At 51.8% G+C, this 18,054-nt stretch carries 18 protein-coding genes and 1 pseudogene; 16 read left to right on the top strand and 3 right to left on the bottom strand.

Annotation, left to right across the window (positions count from 1 at the left end; genetic code table 11):
* Both FDX03_RS18580 and folM read left to right on the top strand, forming a co-directional pair.
* Positions 1-1,312: amino acid permease (locus FDX03_RS18580; RefSeq protein ID WP_249357106.1), on the top strand; the 1,312-nt coding region annotated here is incomplete at its 5' end.
* 37 nt (positions 1,313-1,349) lie between these two features.
* Positions 1,350-2,072, top strand: coding sequence for a dihydromonapterin reductase (gene folM / locus FDX03_RS18575; RefSeq protein WP_048211729.1), 723 nt, complete (start codon positions 1,350-1,352; stop codon positions 2,070-2,072).
* Here the strand turns inward: folM and FDX03_RS18570 are convergent.
* Complete coding sequence (locus tag FDX03_RS18570) at positions 2,069-2,377, bottom strand: GlpM family protein (protein WP_249357105.1); 309 nt, start codon at positions 2,375-2,377, stop codon at positions 2,069-2,071. The genes folM and FDX03_RS18570 overlap by 4 nt on opposite strands.
* A pseudogene (gene malI / locus FDX03_RS18565) lies at positions 2,367-3,077 on the bottom strand (Mal regulon transcriptional regulator MalI); the annotation flags it as partial. The pseudogene malI and the gene FDX03_RS18570, both read right to left, overlap by 11 nt.
* Before the next feature lie 169 nt (positions 3,078-3,246).
* Between malI and malX the strand changes: the two are divergent.
* From malX to add, 3 genes are all read left to right on the top strand, one after another.
* A complete protein-coding gene (gene malX / locus FDX03_RS18560) occupies positions 3,247-4,839 on the top strand; it encodes a maltose/glucose-specific PTS transporter subunit IIBC (protein ID WP_121584611.1) in 1,593 nt (530 codons plus the stop codon).
* Between the two features lie 10 nt (positions 4,840-4,849).
* Complete coding sequence (locus FDX03_RS18555) at positions 4,850-6,022, top strand: MalY/PatB family protein (RefSeq protein WP_101742536.1); 1,173 nt, start codon at positions 4,850-4,852, stop codon at positions 6,020-6,022.
* A 100-nt stretch (positions 6,023-6,122) separates the two neighbouring features.
* On the top strand, positions 6,123-7,124 hold the full coding sequence (gene add, locus FDX03_RS18550) for an adenosine deaminase (protein ID WP_048211742.1): 1,002 nt from the start codon (positions 6,123-6,125) through the stop codon (positions 7,122-7,124).
* A 90-nt stretch (positions 7,125-7,214) separates the two neighbouring features.
* Here add and FDX03_RS18545 read toward each other — a convergent pair whose 3' ends face one another.
* Positions 7,215-8,255: an oxidoreductase gene (locus tag FDX03_RS18545; RefSeq protein WP_048211743.1), complete on the bottom strand. Its 1,041-nt coding sequence runs from the start codon at positions 8,253-8,255 to the stop codon at positions 7,215-7,217.
* Positions 8,256-8,496: 241 nt separating this feature from the next.
* Here FDX03_RS18545 and blr point away from each other — a divergent pair, with 241 nt between their 5' ends.
* The 11 genes from blr (at position 8,497) to dtpA (ending at position 18,050) form a co-directional block, all read left to right on the top strand.
* Entirely contained in the window at positions 8,497-8,622 is a 126-nt protein-coding gene (gene blr / locus FDX03_RS18540; RefSeq protein WP_040233850.1) for a division septum protein Blr, read from the top strand.
* Between the two features lie 297 nt (positions 8,623-8,919).
* On the top strand, positions 8,920-9,135 hold the full coding sequence (gene ydgT / locus FDX03_RS18535; RefSeq protein ID WP_003832804.1) for a transcription modulator YdgT: 216 nt from the start codon (positions 8,920-8,922) through the stop codon (positions 9,133-9,135).
* Positions 9,136-9,226: 91 nt separating this feature from the next.
* A complete protein-coding gene (locus FDX03_RS18530) occupies positions 9,227-9,667 on the top strand; it encodes a DUF2569 domain-containing protein (protein WP_137346380.1) in 441 nt (146 codons plus the stop codon).
* 76 nt (positions 9,668-9,743) lie between these two features.
* Positions 9,744-10,325, top strand: a complete 582-nt coding sequence (gene rsxA / locus FDX03_RS18525; protein ID WP_005121199.1) for an electron transport complex subunit RsxA — start codon at positions 9,744-9,746, stop codon at positions 10,323-10,325.
* On the top strand, positions 10,325-10,903 hold the full coding sequence (gene rsxB / locus FDX03_RS18520) for an electron transport complex subunit RsxB (protein ID WP_005121200.1): 579 nt from the start codon (positions 10,325-10,327) through the stop codon (positions 10,901-10,903). The genes rsxA and rsxB overlap by 1 nt, the downstream gene beginning before the upstream one ends.
* Positions 10,896-12,920, top strand: a complete 2,025-nt coding sequence (rsxC, locus tag FDX03_RS18515) for an electron transport complex subunit RsxC (RefSeq protein WP_137346379.1) — start codon at positions 10,896-10,898, stop codon at positions 12,918-12,920. Before rsxB ends, rsxC begins: the two co-directional genes overlap by 8 nt.
* Positions 12,921-13,973 (top strand): electron transport complex subunit RsxD, encoded by a 1,053-nt coding sequence (gene rsxD, locus FDX03_RS18510; protein ID WP_137346378.1) that lies wholly within the window; start codon positions 12,921-12,923, stop codon positions 13,971-13,973. It abuts the gene before it with no gap.
* Positions 13,974-13,982: 9 nt separating this feature from the next.
* Positions 13,983-14,603 carry an electron transport complex subunit RsxG gene (gene rsxG, locus FDX03_RS18505; protein ID WP_048211747.1) on the top strand — a complete coding sequence of 207 codons (621 nt, stop codon included), beginning with the start codon at positions 13,983-13,985 and terminating at the stop codon, positions 14,601-14,603.
* Positions 14,604-14,605: 2 nt separating this feature from the next.
* Entirely contained in the window at positions 14,606-15,298 is a 693-nt protein-coding gene (locus FDX03_RS18500) for an electron transport complex subunit E (RefSeq protein ID WP_048211748.1), read from the top strand.
* Positions 15,298-15,933, top strand: coding sequence for an endonuclease III (gene nth, locus FDX03_RS18495; RefSeq protein WP_048211749.1), 636 nt, complete (start codon positions 15,298-15,300; stop codon positions 15,931-15,933). The genes FDX03_RS18500 and nth overlap by 1 nt, the downstream gene beginning before the upstream one ends.
* Before the next feature lie 611 nt (positions 15,934-16,544).
* Positions 16,545-18,050, top strand: a complete 1,506-nt coding sequence (dtpA, locus tag FDX03_RS18490; protein WP_048211750.1) for a dipeptide/tripeptide permease DtpA — start codon at positions 16,545-16,547, stop codon at positions 18,048-18,050.
* Positions 18,051-18,054: the final 4 nt, after the last annotated feature.

The raw sequence follows: 18,054 nt of genomic DNA, 5'->3' as shown, positions 1-18,054 counted from the left end.
CAGCCTGCCACAAAATATGGCTGCAGTAGCCAGCCCGGCAGCGTTATTGATTGGTTGGGCGATTACGGGCGCGGGGATCCTGCTGCTCGCGTTTGCCATGCTTATCCTGACGCGTATCCGCCCGGAACTGGACGGCGGTATCTTTACCTACGCGCGTGAAGGCTTCGGAGAATTGATCGGTTTCTGTTCCGCGTGGGGGTATTGGCTGTGTGCCGTTATCGCTAACGTTTCCTATCTGGTTATCGTCTTTTCCGCACTTAGCTTCTTTACCGATACACCTGCGTTGCGTCTGTTTGGCGACGGGAATACCTGGCAGTCTATTGTTGGCGCATCGGTACTGCTGTGGGTCGTGCATTTTCTGGTGTTACGTGGTGTACAGACAGCCGCCAGCATTAATCTGGTGGCGACGCTGGCGAAGCTACTGCCGCTTGGCCTGTTTATCGTTCTGGCATTTATGTTATTTAAGCTCGACACCTTTAGCCTGGACTTTACCGGTGTGAAACTGGGTGTTCCTGTCTGGGAGCAAGTTAAAAACACCATGCTTATCACCCTGTGGGTGTTTATCGGCGTGGAAGGCGCTGTCGTGGTGTCCGCTCGGGCGAGGAACAAACGCGATGTTGGGCGCGCGACACTGCTGGCTGTACTTGCCGCGCTTGGCGTCTACCTGTTGGTGACCCTGCTTTCTCTTGGCGTGGTCGCACGCCCGGAACTGGCTGAGATCCGCAACCCATCAATGGCTGGTCTGATGGTTAAAATGATGGGGCCATGGGGCGAAATCATTATCGCCGCGGGTTTGATTGTCTCTGTCTGCGGCGCCTATTTGAGCTGGACGATTATGGCGGCGGAAGTCCCATTTCTGGCATCCACGCACAAAGCATTCCCGCGTATTTTTGCCCGTCAGAATGCGCAAGGTGCGCCATCTGCATCACTGTGGCTGACTAACATCTGCGTGCAGGTCTGTCTGGTGCTGATCTGGCTCACAGGTTCTGACTACAATACGCTGCTGACTATTGCCTCTGAGATGATTCTGGTGCCCTATTTCCTCGTCGGCGCATTTTTGCTGAAAATAGCGACCCGCCCAATTCATCAGGCTGTTGGTGTCGGTGCATGCATTTATGGCTTATGGTTACTGTACGCGTCAGGTCCGATGCACCTGCTGTTGTCCGTGGTGCTGTATGCTCCGGGGTTGCTGGTTTTCCTTTATGCCCGCAAAACTCACGCGCATGACAACGTATTAAAACGCCAGGAAATGGCTTTGATCGGCCTGCTTCTTGTAGCAGCTGTTCCAGCGACCTGGATGCTGATGGGTTAAATAGTTGACCCATCGTTTGCGACTCATGGAGATCTCGATGGGTAAAAAGCCCGCTTTGCCAATACTTATCACCGGAGGGGGCCGTCGTATCGGTCTCGCCATCGCGTGGCATTTTCTGAATCAAAAGCAGCCGGTGATCGTCAGTTACCGGACACACTACCCGGCGATTGATGGCCTGCAAGAGGCGGGGGCACAATGTATTCAGGCTGACTTCGCGACCGACGAAGGCGTCCTCGCTTTTGCCAGGGAAGTGAAAGCCCGTACCGAAGGTTTACGCGCTATTGTGCATAATGCCAGCGCCTGGCTTGCCGAAAAACCGGGGCTGCCGCTTTCTGAGGTGCTGTCCAGCATGATGCAGATCCACGTGAATACCCCTTACCTGCTTAATCACGCGCTGGAAGGCCTGCTGCGCGGACATGGGCATGCGGCCAGCGATATTATCCATTTTACTGATTACGTCGTAGAGCGTGGCAGCGACAAGCATATTGCCTATGCTGCCAGTAAAGCTGCTCTGGATAATATGACCCGCTCATTTGCCCGCAAACTGGCCCCGGAAGTGAAAGTTAACGCAATCGCCCCCTCGCTAATCCTGTTTAACGAGGGTGACGATGCAGAATATCGTCAGCAGGCGCTGAATAAATCGTTGATGAAAACCGCACCCGGTGAAAAAGAAGTCATTGATTTAATAGACTACCTGTTTACCAGCTGCTTTGTCACCGGCCGTAGCTTTGCCGTTGACGGTGGTCGCCACCTGCGCTAGTGCAGTTTTATCCAACAAAAGATCAGCAACCACGCGCTCAGGCTCCAGCAGACTACCGAGCCAATGAGCGCGACGGGTAAACGCATAAAACCGGTGAAGTACCACAGTGAAATGAGGTAGACAAAATAGGGAATAATCGACCACATGCTGAATACAATCGTTGTACGCAGCGCCTCGATCCCACGTTCACTGGCCACAATATAGTGGGCAATCAACGCAAAGGTTGGGAACAACGGAATTAATCCGGCAATATAGTAATTCTTTGTTTTAGCCAGTAAACCAATCAGCACCACTAAGTGCAGCAACGGCTTCGGCAGCCTGCTTTTGACTGGATGAACACTCCAGAACCCAATCACTATGAAACGGTAAACCATATTTTAGCAGCGTCGCACAATAGCCGCCGACACGCTCTGCGCGGGTTAAAGAAGAACTCTGCCCCCCCAGCCACGCGATTCGCTGGTGACCGTGCCGAATGAGATGCTCAACCAACAATTGCGCTGCCTGCATGTTGTCGGGTCGTACCGTGTCGACGTCATCCAGGTAACTGGCTCGTGAGGCAAATACGACCGGAATCCCTTTTTCTTCAGCCAGTTGTCGCAGCGCATCACTGCTATCAGCTGCACCTGCAATGACTACGCCATCCACGCCCTGATTAAGTAGCATCGCAAAACGCTGAGCCAATTGTTCACCGTCTTTGCCGCCGTGTAAAAGAAAGACCATCCGACCCTGTGCTTCTAATGCTTCCGTCAGGCCTGCCGTCAGTTCAGCATAAAATGGCGCAGACAGATCGCGCACAATCAGCCCGACCACACCACTCTGACCGCCACGCAGCACCGATGCCTGACGATTACGTACGAACCCCAACTGCTCAATGGCTGCGTTTACCCGCTCCCCGGTTGCGGATGAGATACGCCCTTTTCCACTAAGCACCAATGAGACTGTACTGACCGAAACCCCGGCAGCCAGCGCAACATCATGAATGGTTATTTTTTTGGCTATAGCCATAAAAACAGAAAACTCCCTGATAACGTGACGGATAAAACGTTTTATCAATCGGTTATAGTTATACGCCGTATTATCATTCGATAATGTGATTTATACCGCACTAAAATTAGGTAAAACGTTTTATCTTCTCGCCATCATTAGTCACCGAGCTTTCACGAGGAGTCGTTAGATGACGACGAGAACCACACCAAAAATAACGTTATGGGAATTTTTCCAGCAGTTGGGCAAAACCTTTATGTTGCCCGTGGCTCTGCTCTCCTTCTGCGGGATCATGTTGGGGATCGGCAGTTCATTAAGCAGTCATGATGTATTAACGCTGATCCCCGCATTGGGTAACCCGGTGCTTCAGGCTCTTTTTACCTGGATGAGTAAAGTCGGCTCTTTCGCCTTTAGTTTCTTACCCGTGATGTTTTGTATTGCTATTCCTCTCGGTCTGGCGCGCGAGAACAAAGGTGTGGCGGCATTTGGCGGGTTTGTTGGTTATGCAGTCATGAACCTTGCCGTTAACTTCTGGTTGACGGCGAAAGGGATTTTACCTACCACTGATGCAGCAATCCTGAAGGCCAATAACATCCAAAACATCCTGGGGATCCAGTCGATCGACACCGGGATCCTCGGTGCCGTCATCGCTGGGATCATTGTCTGGATGCTGCATGAACGCTTCCACAATATCCGTCTGCCGGACGCATTGGCTTTCTTCGGCGGCACCCGTTTTGTCCCCATCATCTCTTCACTGGTCATGGGGCTGGTTGGATTAGTTATCCCTCTGATCTGGCCTGTATTTGCGATGGGTATCACCGGGCTCGGCAATATCATCAACAGCGCAGGTGAATTTGGTCCGATGCTGTTTGGTACCGGCGAACGCCTGCTGCTGCCTTTTGGCCTGCACCATATTCTGGTGGCCCTCATTCGTTTTACTGAAGCGGGCGGTACCCAGGAAGTGTGTGGTCATAGCGTCAGTGGCGCATTGACTATTTTCCAGGCGCAGCTGAGCTGCCCGACAACGCAAGGCTTCTCTGAAAGCGCAACCCGCTTCCTGTCTCAGGGCAAAATGCCGGCGTTCCTCGGTGGTTTGCCGGGTGCAGCATTAGCGATGTATCACTGTGCTCGTCCTGAGAATCGACATAAAATTAAAGGGTTATTAATTTCTGGTCTGATTGCCTGCGTCATTGGCGGTACCACCGAACCACTGGAATTCTTGTTCTTGTTCGTTGCCCCAGTTCTGTACGTGATCCACGCCTTATTGACCGGCCTCGGCTTTACCGTGATGGCGGTGCTCGGTGTGACTATCGGCAACACAGACGGTAACCTGATTGACTTCGTGGTGTTCGGGATCCTGCACGGGTTGTCCACCAAGTGGTATCTGGTCCCTGTTGTCGCGGCCATCTGGTTTGCGGTGTACTACGTTATCTTCCGCTTCGCGATCACCCGCTTTAATCTGAAGACACCGGGCCGTGATGTCGAAATTGCCAGCAATATCGAGAAAGTGATGGCAGGCACACCCGGTAAATCTGGCTACAATGTCCCGGCAATTCTGGCGGCATTGGGTGGCGCGGAGAATATCGTTAGTCTGGATAACTGCATTACGCGTTTGCGCTTGTCGGTCAAAGATATGTCACGCGTAAATGTCCAGGCACTGAAAGACAACCGGGCCATTGGCGTGGTACAGCTCAATCAGCATAACCTTCAGGTCGTTATTGGCCCGCAGGTCCAGTCAGTGAAAGACGAAATCGCAGTTCTGATGAACACCGTACAGGCGTGAGGACAACGACATGTTTGATTTTTCAAAGGTTGTGGACAGGCATGGTACCTGGTGTACTCAGTGGGATTACGTTGCCGACCGTTTTGGCACTGCCGATCTGCTGCCGTTCACCATCTCTGATATGGATTTTGCTACGGCCCCTTGCATTCTGGAGGCGCTGACACAGCGCCTGTCACACGGTGTATTAGGATACAGCCGCTGGAAAAATGACGAGTTTTTGGCGGCCATTAGCCACTGGTTTCTAACTCGTCACAATACCCGGATCGATCCTCAATCGCTGGTATATGGCCCCTCAGTTATCTATATGGTCTCAGAACTCATCCGCCAGTGGTCGTCTGCTGGCGACGCGGTAGTTGTCCATACGCCAGCTTACGATGCATTCTACAAGGCCATTGAGGGCAACCAGCGCACAGTGCTCCCCGTCGGTCTGGAAAAGCGGAGCGACGGTTGGTATTGCGACATGGCAAAGCTGGAAGCAGCTCTCTCACGGCCAGAGAGTAAAATTCTTCTGCTGTGTAGCCCACAAAATCCAACGGGCAAAGTGTGGACGCACGAGGAACTGGAAACCATGGCTGACTTATGCCAGCGACATGGTGTCAACGTCATTTCCGATGAAATCCATATGGATATGGTTTGGGGAGAGCAACCGCATATCCCGTGGATCAATGTCGCACGCGGCGACTGGGCGCTACTCACCTCCGGCTCCAAGAGCTTCAATATCCCGGCATTAACCGGAGCGTATGGGATCATCGAAGACGCCAATAGTCGCAACGATTATCTCAGTGCGCTAAAGGGACGCGATGGATTGTCTTCCCCTGCGGTGCTGGCACTCACCGCACATATTGCCGCCTATCAGCAAGGTGAGCGCTGGTTGGATGCCTTACGGGATTATCTTGTCGGCAACCTGCATTATGTTGCTGATGAACTTAATACCGCGTTCCCTGAACTTAACTGGCAGATCCCGCAATCCACCTATCTGGCCTGGATAGATTTACGTCCGCTCAGGGTTGATGACCAGGCGTTACAAAATGCGCTTATCCACCAGCAAAAAGTGGCGATCATGCCAGGTTCGACCTACGGAGAGGAAGGGTGCGGTTTTGTACGCCTGAATACCGGATGTCCCCGCTCAAAACTTGAGAAAGGTGTTCAGGGATTAATTAACGCCCTGCGCTCTCTGCGCTAACTAAAGTTGCGCAATGAAATTAATCATTGCGCAACATAGATTTTTATCCCGATTTATTCTTATAATACTGCGCACTTTACCTAAAAACATGAGTGCGACCATGATTGATACTTCCCTTCCTTTAACCGACGTCCATCGCCACCTTGATGGGAACATCCGTGCCCAAACGATCCTGGATCTTGGTCGTCAGTTTAATTTAACGCTTCCTGCTCAAACACTTGAAATGCTGATCCCTCACGTGCAGGTAACGTCAACTGAGCCTGATTTGGTCAGTTTTTTGTCAAAGCTTGACTGGGGTGTCAAAGTGCTGGCCTCGCTGGATGCCTGTCGCCGCGTCGCATTTGAGAATATTGAGGATGCCGCACGTAATGGTCTGCATTACGTTGAACTACGTTTTTCCCCAGGCTATATGGCGATGGCCCATCAACTCCCCGTTGCAGGTGTGGTTGAAGCCGTTATTGCAGGCGTACGCGAAGGCTGTAAAACTTTCGGCGTTGAAGCTCGCTTAATTGGAATTATGAGCCGTACTTTCGGCGAAGCTGCCTGTCTGCAGGAACTGGATGCACTGTTAGCGCATCGTGATCACATCACCGCACTGGATTTGGCCGGCGATGAACTCGGTTTCCCGGGCAGTTTGTTCCTGTCCCATTTCAACCGTGCACGCGACGCTGGCTGGCATATCACGGTTCATGCAGGTGAAGCGGCAGGCCCGGAAAGCATCTGGCAAGCTATCAGAGAACTGGGAGCAGAACGTATTGGCCACGGCGTAAAAGCCGTCGAAGATCGCGCCCTGATGGATTTTCTCGCCGAGCAGCGTATCGGCATTGAATCCTGCCTGACATCGAATATTCAAACCAGTACCGTCGCCTCACTGACGACGCATCCGCTGAAAACATTCCTTGAACACGGTGTACTGGCCAGTCTGAATACGGACGACCCGGCGGTTCAGGGTGTGGATATTATTCACGAATACACCGTAGCCGCTCCGGCTGCAGGATTGACGCGTGAACAGATTCGCCAGGCGCAAATCAATGGCCTGGAAATGGCGTTCCTGAGCAATGAAGAGAAACAAGCACTGCGTGAGAAAGTCGCTGCAGCGTAATGGCTTTATTGCCGGATGGCGCTAACGCTTATCTGGCCTACATTGCATTGTAGGCCAGATAAGATGCCTCGACATCCGACATTGGCATTATCAGGCAAGGCACAGCGTCGATCGGTGTTTCGCCGATTCAATGCCCAACTCAATCAGTTCCATGATTTGAATGGCTTGTCTGGCTGGAACCGGGTTCTCGCCGTTACCATTCAGCGCATCACGGATTCCCGCATAGTAAGCCGGATAATTACCTGGCACGGTTAACCAGGTTTCTTCCACCTGCTCATCACCTTCCATGCGTGTCAGTACACCATCACGCATGTCATAACCCCAGTCTTCCTGTGGCAGCCGCTCACCATTTTTAAGACGTTCCTCTTGTGGGTCCAGACCATACTTCACATAACTGCCACGCGATCCGTGAACGATATAACGAGCAGACTCAGCCGCTGCCAGCATCGTTCCGTGCAGAATCACCCGACGCTGCGGATACGTCAGGATGGCATGGAAGTAATCTGTCGACTGCGCCCCCGGACGGAGCTGTGCCAGATCGACCGTCAGACTCACCGGCAAGCCAAACAGGTTAATTGCCTGATCTAAAAGATGCGGTGCTAAGTCATACCAGATACCACTCCCCGGGCCACCCTGTTCACGCCAGCGGTCACGGACCTGCGGGCGGAAGCGATCGAAATGAGATTCAAAATAAGCCACCTCACCCAACGCGCCATCAGCCAGCAAGGCTTTCAGCGTCAGAAAATCGCTGTCCCAGCGACGGTTATGGAAGACAGAAAGCAGGCGCCCTACGCTTCTGGCCAGCGCATCCAGCTCGCGTGCTTGTGACAGTGTCACAGTGAAAGGCTTATCAACAACCACATGCTTACCTGCTTCCAGCGCCGCTTTCGCCAGCGGGAAGTGTGTATCATTGGGTGTAGGGATCACAATCAGGTCGATACTCGGATCGTTAAACAGGTGTTTAGGCTCAGTAACAACCGCCACCGAAGGCCAGTCCGCCTTCACTTTTGTTTCATCACTACTGGACACCGCAACCAGTTCCAGACCCGGAGTGCCCACAATCAGGGGGGCATGGAAAGTTTTACTGGCATAACCGTAACCGATTAGCCCAACGCGGATGTTGTCACTCATGTTTTTGCCTCTCAATTCAGATCTGGCCTATTTCACACCATAGATAGTAGCGCCACAATAGTTTAATAACCTTTGCGCTACAAAGGTTGTTGCTTAACTTAAGTCAAACATATGCCACTTAGAGTTAACTTGCCGCGAAAAAGTCATCGAAATCGTTCCCAATGCTCTTGCTGTATCATTTATTGATAAGTAACATTTGCTACCTGTGTTTATGGATAAATCAAAGCAAATGTCGTCAGTAATGAATCGTCTTATTGAGTTAACAGGTTGGATTGTTCTCGTGGTCTCCGTGATCCTGTTGGGTGTTGCCAATCATATTGACAACTACCAACCACCGGAACCCGTCGCTGCAGTACAGAAAAAATAAATATACGCAGCCCGTTATAGCCTGGCAGTTAACTCCGCGATGGTTGCTGGGTAGGGCTGTAAAAGATCATTTTTTGTCAAAAAAAAGCGAATTATGCCGCATCCCGCTCCAGCGCGTATTGCCTGCGATCGTGAAGCGCGTTACCCTTTCCGCAGGCGTAAATAGCGCCTGGATTCCCACAGGGTTGAAAACTCTTCTTACATTTGCGCGCAAATTCGCGTTTACCTGTACAACGTTGGTTGTTTTTTAATATTTACTACTCCGTTAGTATTATTTTATTAATATGGATTGCCTTTTATGACTGTTCAGGATTACTTATTAAAATTCCGCAAAATCAGTTCGCTAGAAAGTCTGGAAAAATTGTTCGATCATCTTAACTACACACTTACTGACGATAGCGACATTATCAATATGTATCGCGCTGCAGACCACCGCCGTGCCGAGCTCATTTCGGGAGGCCGCCTGTTCGATGTTGGCCAGGTACCCAAATCCGTCTGGCATTACGTGCAATAAACAAGACAGTAGCGCCTGGCGTTAAAAGCTTTATAATAATTGCCCCAAAATGAACGGCATGTCTGTTCGCGCGCGTAAACCTGGAGATGAAATGACTACAACACCGGCACAACGTATCGGAGGCTGGCTACTTGGGCCATTGGCCTGGCTGTTAGTCGCGTTGTTAAGTGCTTCGCTGGCGTTACTGCTGTATGTCACTGCGTTGTCCACACCGCAGACATTCCACACGCTGAGCGAGCAAAGTACGACGAATTTGCTGCTATGGGGCGTCTCCTTTATTACCGCTATCGCCATGTGGTACTACACGCTGTGGCTGACCATCGCGTTTTTCAAACGCAGAGTCTGTGTGCCAAAACACTATATTATATGGCTGCTGATCTCGGTGTTACTGGCAATTAAAGCGTTTGCATTCTCACCTGTTCCGGATGCGTTTGCCGTGCGTCAACTGCTGTTCCCTTTGTTAGCGGCTGCGCTGCTGATACCCTATTTCAAACGCTCGCAACGCGTTAAGACGACGTTTGTGAACCCGTAATAACCCTACAGTTAACCTGTTGTCGCCTGTTGTAGATTGTCAGATAATAGGCGGCTTTTTTATTTCAGGCCGAAAAATGACTGATTACCTGCTGCTGTTTGTCGGAACTGTACTGGTCAATAACTTTGTACTGGTCAAGTTTCTGGGCTTATGCCCCTTTATGGGCGTTTCCAAAAAACTGGAAACCGCAATGGGTATGGGCCTCGCCACGACCTTTGTAATGACGCTGGCATCCATATGCGCATGGCTGATTGACACCTGGATCCTCATCCCGCTCGATCTCATCTACCTGCGCACGCTGGCCTTCATTCTGGTCATCGCCGTGGTGGTACAATTTACCGAGATGGTTGTACGCAAAACCAGCCCTGCGCTGTATCGCCTGCTGGGGATCTTCTTACCGCTGATCACCACTAACTGCGCGGTATTAGGTGTAGCGTTGCTGAACATCAACCTCGGGCATAATTTTTTACAGTCGGCGCTGTACGGTTTTTCCGCCGCCGTCGGCTTCTCACTGGTGATGGTTCTGTTCGCCGCAATTCGCGAACGCCTCGCCGTGGCAGACGTTCCTGCCCCCTTCCGCGGTAATGCGATTGCGCTGATTACCGCTGGTTTAATGTCTTTGGCCTTTATGGGCTTTAGTGGTTTGGTGAAGTTGTAATGAATGCTATCTGGATTGCCGTTGCCGCAGTGAGTCTGCTGGGTCTGGCGTTCGGCGCTATTTTGGGTTATGCCTCTCGTCGATTTGCCGTCGAGGATGATCCAGTCGTGGAGAAAATTGATGAAATTCTCCCGCAAAGCCAGTGTGGGCAGTGCGGTTATCCGGGCTGCCGTCCTTATGCTGAAGCTATTGGCTGTCAGGGCGAAAAAATCAACCGATGCGCCCCTGGTGGCGAAGCGGTGATGCTAAAAATTGCGACCCTGTTGAACGTCGATCCGCAACCTATTGATGGTGATGAGCAGGATGCTACCCCCGTTCGTATGCTGGCGGTGATTGATGAAAATAACTGTATCGGCTGCACAAAATGCATTCAGGCCTGCCCGGTCGATGCCATCGTGGGCGCTACGCGTGCCATGCACACGGTGATGAGCGATCTGTGCACCGGATGCAATTTGTGCGTTGATCCGTGCCCGACCCAATGTATCGAATTACGCCCGGTCGCCGAGACGCCTGACAGCTGGAAGTGGGATTTAAACACTATTCCTGTGCGCATCATTCCTGTGGAACAACATGCTTAAGTTATTCTCCGCATTCAGAAAAAATAAAATCTGGGACTTTGATGGCGGCATTCACCCACCTGAAATGAAAACCCAGTCTAACGGGACACCGCTGCGGCAGGTTCCGCTGGCTCCGCGCTTTATTATTCCGTTGAAGCAGCATATTGGCGCTGAAGGTGAACTGTGTGTCAATGTGGGCGACACCGTGCTGCGTGGTCAGGCGCTAACCCGTGGGCGCGGCAGAATGTTGCCCGTACACGCCCCGACCTCCGGCACCGTTGTTGCCATTGCCCCGCACTCTACCGCGCATCCTTCGGCTTTAGCTGAACTTAGCGTCATCATTGATGCGGACGGCGAAGATCGCTGGATTGAGCGTGACGGCTGGGCAAATTATCGTGCCCGCAGCCGCGAGGAGCTCATAGCCCGTATTCACCAATTCGGTGTTGCCGGACTCGGCGGCGCAGGTTTTCCAACCGGCGTCAAATTGCAGGGTGGCGGTGATAAAATTGAAACACTGATCATCAACGCCGCTGAATGTGAACCCTACATCACCGCCGATGACCGCTTAATGCAAGATTGCGCGGCCCAGGTGGTCGAAGGTATCCGCATACTTGCTCATATTCTTCAACCGCGCGAAGTCCTGCTGGGTATTGAAGATAACAAACCGCAGGCTATCTCCATGCTGCGCGCAGTGTTGGCTGATTCTCACGATATCAGTTTACGAGTCATTCCCACTAAATACCCGTCAGGCGGTGCCAAACAACTGACGCAAATCCTGACCGGGAAACAGGTTCCTCACGGTGGACGTTCCTCCGATATCGGGGTGCTGATGCAAAACGTGGGGACTGCCTATGCTGTCAAGCGGGCCGTTATTGACGGCGAGCCAATCACCGAGCGTGTGGTCACGCTAACGGGCGAAGCAGTCAGCCGCCCGGGCAACGTTTGGGCGCGATTGGGCACGCCTGTTCGTCACCTGCTCAATGATGCAGGTTTCTGTCCTTCTGCTGACCAGATGGTGATCATGGGCGGTCCGCTGATGGGCTTTACCCTGCCCTGGCTGGATGTTCCCATCGTGAAGATCAGCAACTGCCTGCTTGCGCCTTCTGCCAGTGAAATGGGTGAACCGCAGGAAGAAAAAGGCTGTATTCGCTGTAGCGCCTGTGCCGATGCCTGCCCTGCCGATCTTCTGCCGCAGCAACTTTACTGGTTCAGTAAAGGCCAGCAGCATGATAAAGCGACAACCCACAACATTGCTGACTGCATTGAATGCGGTGCCTGCGCCTGGGTATGTCCAAGCAACATTCCACTGGTGCAGTATTTCCGTCAGGAAAAAGCCGAGATTTACGCCATTAGTCAGGAAGAAAAACGAGCGGCTGAAGCAAAAGCGCGATTTGAAGCCCGACAGGCGCGCCTTGAACGTGAAAAAGCAGCGCGTCTTGAGCGGCATAAAAACGCAGCTGTACAACCTGCAGCGAAAGATCATGATGCCATCGCTGCTGCACTGGCTCGCGTGAAAGAGAAACAGGCCCAGGCTATGCAGCCGGTTGTCATTCAGGCGGGTGAAAAACCTGATAACAGCGCAGTGATTGCCGCACGTGAAGCGCGAAAAGCGCAGGCTCGCGCCGCACGCACTGATAATCCATCAAAAGATGAGGACAGCAGAGCGGGTGCGGATCCACGCAAAGCTGCCGTCGAAGCCGCAATTGCCCGAGCCAAAGCCCGCAAGCTTGAGCAGCAGGCAGCTACGGAAACAACCGAACCGGTTGATCCGCGCAAAGCCGCCGTCGAAGCCGCAATTGCCCGTGCCAAAGCCCGCAAGCTTGAGCAGCAGGCAGCCACGGAAACAACCGAACCGGTTGACCCGCGCAAAGCTGCCGTCGAAGCCGCAATTGCCCGTGCCAAAGCCCGCAAGCTTGAGCAGCAGGCAGTAACGGAAACAGCCGAGCCGATTGATCCACGTAAAGCCGCCGTTGCGGCCGCTATTGCTCGCGCTCAGGCAAAGAAAGCCGCACAGCAGCAGGTTGTAAACGAGGAATAAATGGTATTCAGAATAGCTAGCTCCCCTTATACCCATAACCAGCGTCAGACATCGCGTATCATGATGCTGGTTCTGATTGCTGCATTACCAGGAATTGCCGCTCAATGGTGGTTCTTCGGCTGGGGTACATTGTTCCAGATAGTGCTGGCATCGGTCAGTGCCATCGCCGCCGAAGCGGGCGTGCTTAAACTACGTAAACAGCCCGTTGCCGCGATCCTGAAAGACAACTCCGCCCTGCTTACAGGGTTGCTGCTTGCCGTCAGTATTCCTCCCCTGGCTCCGTGGTGGATGGTGATCCTGGGTACCGTCTTCGCCGTTATCATTGCCAAGCAACTGTATGGCGGTCTTGGGCAGAATCCATTTAATCCGGCAATGATTGGTTATGTTGTTCTTTTGATCTCATTCCCGGTGCAGATGACAAGCTGGCTGCCACCGCATGAAATTGCCGCTACGGTGCCCGGATTTTTTGATGCTTTAAACGTTATCTTTACCGGACATACGGCTGGCGGCAGCGATATGAACACGCTCCGTATAGGGATCGACGGCATCAGTCAGGCAACGCCTCTCGATACCTTTAAGACGTCACTACATGCAGGGCGTACCGTTGAACAGGTGATGAAGTATCCGATTTACAGCGGCATGCTCGCGGGCGCGGGTTGGCAGTGGGTTAACCTTGCCTGGCTGGCGGGCGGCATCGTGTTGTTATGGCAGAAAGCGATTCGTTGGCACATCCCGGTGAGCTTCCTGATATCGCTCGCTGTTTGCGCCACGTTAGGCTGGATTTTCTCGCCAGACTCTCTGGCATCACCGCAGTTGCACCTGCTTTCCGGCGCCACCATGCTGGGTGCATTCTTTATTCTTACCGATCCCGTTACGGCATCAACTACCAACCGTGGTCGCCTGATTTTTGGCGCGCTTGCGGGTCTGTTGGTCTGGCTGATTCGTAGTTTTGGCGGTTATCCTGATGGTGTGGCTTTTGCCGTATTGCTGGCAAATATCACGGTTCCGCTGATTGATTATTACACTCGCCCTCGCGTGTACGGACATCGCTAAGGACTCCCTATGCTGAAAACGATTCGTAAACACGGTATTACACTGGCGCTGTTTGCTGCGGGCTCGACGGGGTTAACCGCGGCAATCAATCAATTAACCAAGTCCACTATTGATGAACAGGCCGCGCTGCAGCAAAAAGCACTGTTCGATCAGGTTCTGCCTGGCGAACGCTACAATAATAACTTGCCTGAGAGTTGTTATCTGGTCGATGCGCCAGCGTTAGGCAAAGGCAGCCACCGAGTGTATATTGCCCGCCAGGACGATCGTCCGGTTGCGGCAATTCTGGAGGCTACGGCCCCCGATGGTTATTCCGGCGCAATTCAACTGCTGGTTGGTGTAGATTTCAACGGTACTGTGCTGGGGACGCGGGTGACAGAACATCATGAAACACCAGGCCTCGGTGATAAAATCGAGTTACGTCTGTCAGACTGGATAACCCATTTTAGCGGCAAAACGATTAGTGCAGAGAACGACCCTCACTGGGCGGTGAAAAAAGACGGCGGCGACTTTGACCAGTTTACGGGCGCAACCATCACGCCGCGTGCGGTAGTGAATGCAGTAAAACGCGCCGGTTTATATGCGCAGACTCTGCCTGCGCAACTTCCTCAACTTAGCGCCTGTGGAGAATAACCATGAGCGAAATTAAAGACGTCATTGTTCAGGGGCTTTGGAAAAATAACTCCGCCCTTGTACAGTTACTCGGGATGTGCCCGTTGCTGGCCGTTACCTCTACTGCAACCAATGCGTTAGGTCTGGGGCTTGCGACTACGCTGGTGTTGACCCTGACAAACCTGACAATTTCAGCGCTACGCCGCTGGACACCGCCCGAAATCCGTATTCCCATTTATGTCATGATCATCGCCTCCGTAGTGAGTGCGGTACAAATGCTTATCAATGCCTACGCCTTTGGCCTGTATCAGTCTCTGGGTATCTTTATCCCCTTGATTGTGACCAACTGTATTGTTGTTGGCCGCGCAGAAGCCTTTGCCGCTAAAAAGGGCCCTGCTTTATCCGCGCTCGATGGTTTTTCTATTGGCATGGGGGCGACCGGCGCCATGTTTGTTCTCGGATCGCTGCGTGAAATCATAGGTAACGGTACATTGTTCGACGGCGCAGACGGACTGCTGGGCAATTGGGCCAAAGTCCTGCGCGTGGAGATCTTCCATACTGACACACCATTTCTGCTGGCCATGCTACCGCCGGGTGCATTCATTGGCCTGGGGCTGATGCTGGCTGTTAAGTATCTGATTGATGAAAAGATGAAGAAGCGTCGTGCCGAGGCCGCTATGGCAGCAGACCCGGCGGGTGAAACAGGGAATGTGTAATGAACAAAGCAAAACGGCTGGAAATACTGACGCGCCTGCGTGATAACAATCCGCATCCGACAACCGAGCTTAATTTTACATCACCGTTTGAACTGCTGATTTCGGTCTTGCTCTCCGCGCAGGCCACCGATGTCAGCGTCAATAAAGCAACAGCTAAGCTTTACCCCGTCGCTAATACGCCTGCCGCGATGCTGGAACTCGGCGTTGAAGGTGTTAAGTCCTACATCAAGACAATCGGTTTGTTTAACAGCAAAGCGGAGAACGTGATTAAAACCTGCCGCATTTTACTGGAAAAGCACAATGGCGAGGTTCCGGAAGACAGAGCCGCATTAGAAGCCCTGCCTGGCGTTGGGCGCAAGACGGCGAATGTAGTGTTAAATACCGCCTTCGGCTGGCCAACGATTGCCGTAGATACCCACATTTTCCGGGTATGTAACCGGACACAATTTGCCCCAGGTAAAAACGTCGAACAGGTCGAAGAGAAACTGCTGAAAGTCGTCCCCAGTGAATTTAAAGTCGATTGCCACCACTGGTTAATTCTTCATGGTCGCTACACCTGCATAGCCAGAAAACCACGTTGCGGTTCCTGCATTATCGAAGATCTTTGCGAATTCAAAGAAAAAGTCGATATCTGACAACATGGGGCCATAACGCTGGCCCCTATTTCATAACGATTAGTTATGCACTTCTCAATCGTTAATTTCCCGACAATGATGCCGTACCTTCCTGCATATCTAATGTAATATTCTTGTGAACTAACACCTGAGTAGGTTAATCGTTTTTTTAATAGTAGAAATTTCTATCCATCTGTGATCAAGATCACCCTGATAACATTATGTAAAATATTTATTATTTTGTAGTTAAAATGACAATCAGATGACCTGACAGGTTCGTTTCGATACAAAACATTACACTGGCTATTTTTCAGATAATGGACCATATCACTACCCTCAAGCCAAAATAGCAGAACATATCGCCACATTCCCATTTTAACCCCATCCTGACAGTGTAAAAATCTGCCATTCTCCATATGAAGAAATTTAACGCTGGATAACATTTCTCAGCCCCGACGATTTCACCATCTGAGTTATATGTAACAGATTATTACAAACCCCTTGTCTGAATGGTCAAGATAGTGAACATTACTTGCCGTTTCCCCTCCCACTATAACAATCGGACGGATGAACTTGACTCATCACGTACCAGAACACCCCCGTTGATATGGGATGTAAAAAAAGAGGTAAAAGTGTCTACTGCAAACAATAAACCAACAGAAAGCGTCAGTTTAAACGCCTTCAAACAACCAAAAGCGTTCTATCTCATTTTCTCAATTGAGCTATGGGAACGTTTTGGTTATTACGGCCTGCAAGGGATTATGGCCGTCTACCTGGTGAAGCAACTGGGTATGTCAGAAGCGGATTCCATCACCCTTTTCTCCTCCTTTAGCGCCCTGGTGTATGGCCTTGTTGCCATTGGTGGCTGGTTAGGTGATAAAGTTCTGGGTACAAAACGCGTCATTATGCTGGGTGCCGTTGTCCTGGCCATTGGTTATGCGCTGGTTGCATGGTCTGGTCACGATGCGGGTATCGTTTATATGGGTATGGCAGCCATCGCGGTCGGTAACGGCCTGTTTAAAGCGAACCCATCTTCCCTGCTTTCTACCTGCTATGCCAAAGATGACCCGCGTCTTGATGGTGCATTCACCATGTACTACATGTCCGTCAACATCGGCTCATTCTTCTCTATGCTGGCAACACCGTGGCTGGCAGCGCGTTACGGTTGGAGCACCGCGTTCGCCCTGAGCGTTGTGGGTATGCTGATCACCGTTGTTAACTTCGCCTTCTGCCAGCGCTGGGTTAAACAGTACGGTTCCAAGCCTGACTTTGAGCCGATCAACTTCCGTAACCTGCTGCTGACTATCGTTGGCGTTGTGGTGCTGATCGCGATTGCGACCTGGCTGCTGCACAACCAGCAGATCGCACGTATGGTTCTGGGTGTAATTGCTATCGGTATCGTATTTATCTTCGGTAAAGAAGCCTTCACCATGCACGGTGCTGCCCGTCGTAAAATGATCGTCGCCTTCATTCTGATGCTGGAAGCGATTATCTTCTTCGTGCTGTACAGCCAGATGCCGACCTCACTGAACTTCTTTGCGATTCGTAACGTTGAGCACTCTATTCTTGGCATTGCTTTCGAACCTGAACAGTACCAGGCGCTGAACCCGTTCTGGATCATCATTGGTAGCCCAATCCTCGCCGCTATCTATAACAAGATGGGCGATACGCTGCCGATGCCAACCAAATTTGCGATTGGTATGGTGCTATGTTCCGGTGCGTTCCTGATCCTGCCGCTGGGCGCTAAATTCGCGACCGATGCGGGCATCGTTTCTGTTAACTGGCTGATCATCTGCTACGGTCTGCAAAGTATCGGTGAACTGATGATTTCTGGTCTGGGCCTGGCGATGGTGGCACAGTTGGTTCCACAGCGTCTGATGGGCTTCATTATGGGTAGCTGGTTCCTGACCACTGCCGGTGCAAACATCATCGGTGGTTACGTGGCTAACATGATGGCGGTTCCGGAGAATGTGACCGATCCGCTGATGTCTTTGGAAGTCTACGGTCGCGTGTTCCTGCAGATTGGTGTTGCAACGGCGGTTATCGCTGTTCTGATGCTGCTGACGGCACCGAAACTGAATCGTATGACTCAGGACGACGAAGCCGATGAGAAAGCCGCTAAGGCCGCAACAGCGTAATTCT

The sequence above is a fragment of the Citrobacter sp. wls827 genome (assembly GCF_005280875.1).
Lineage (GTDB): Bacteria > Pseudomonadota > Gammaproteobacteria > Enterobacterales > Enterobacteriaceae > Citrobacter > Citrobacter youngae.
Note: the sequence above shows the minus strand (reverse complement) of the source record. Positions and strands in the feature narration are given on the sequence as shown.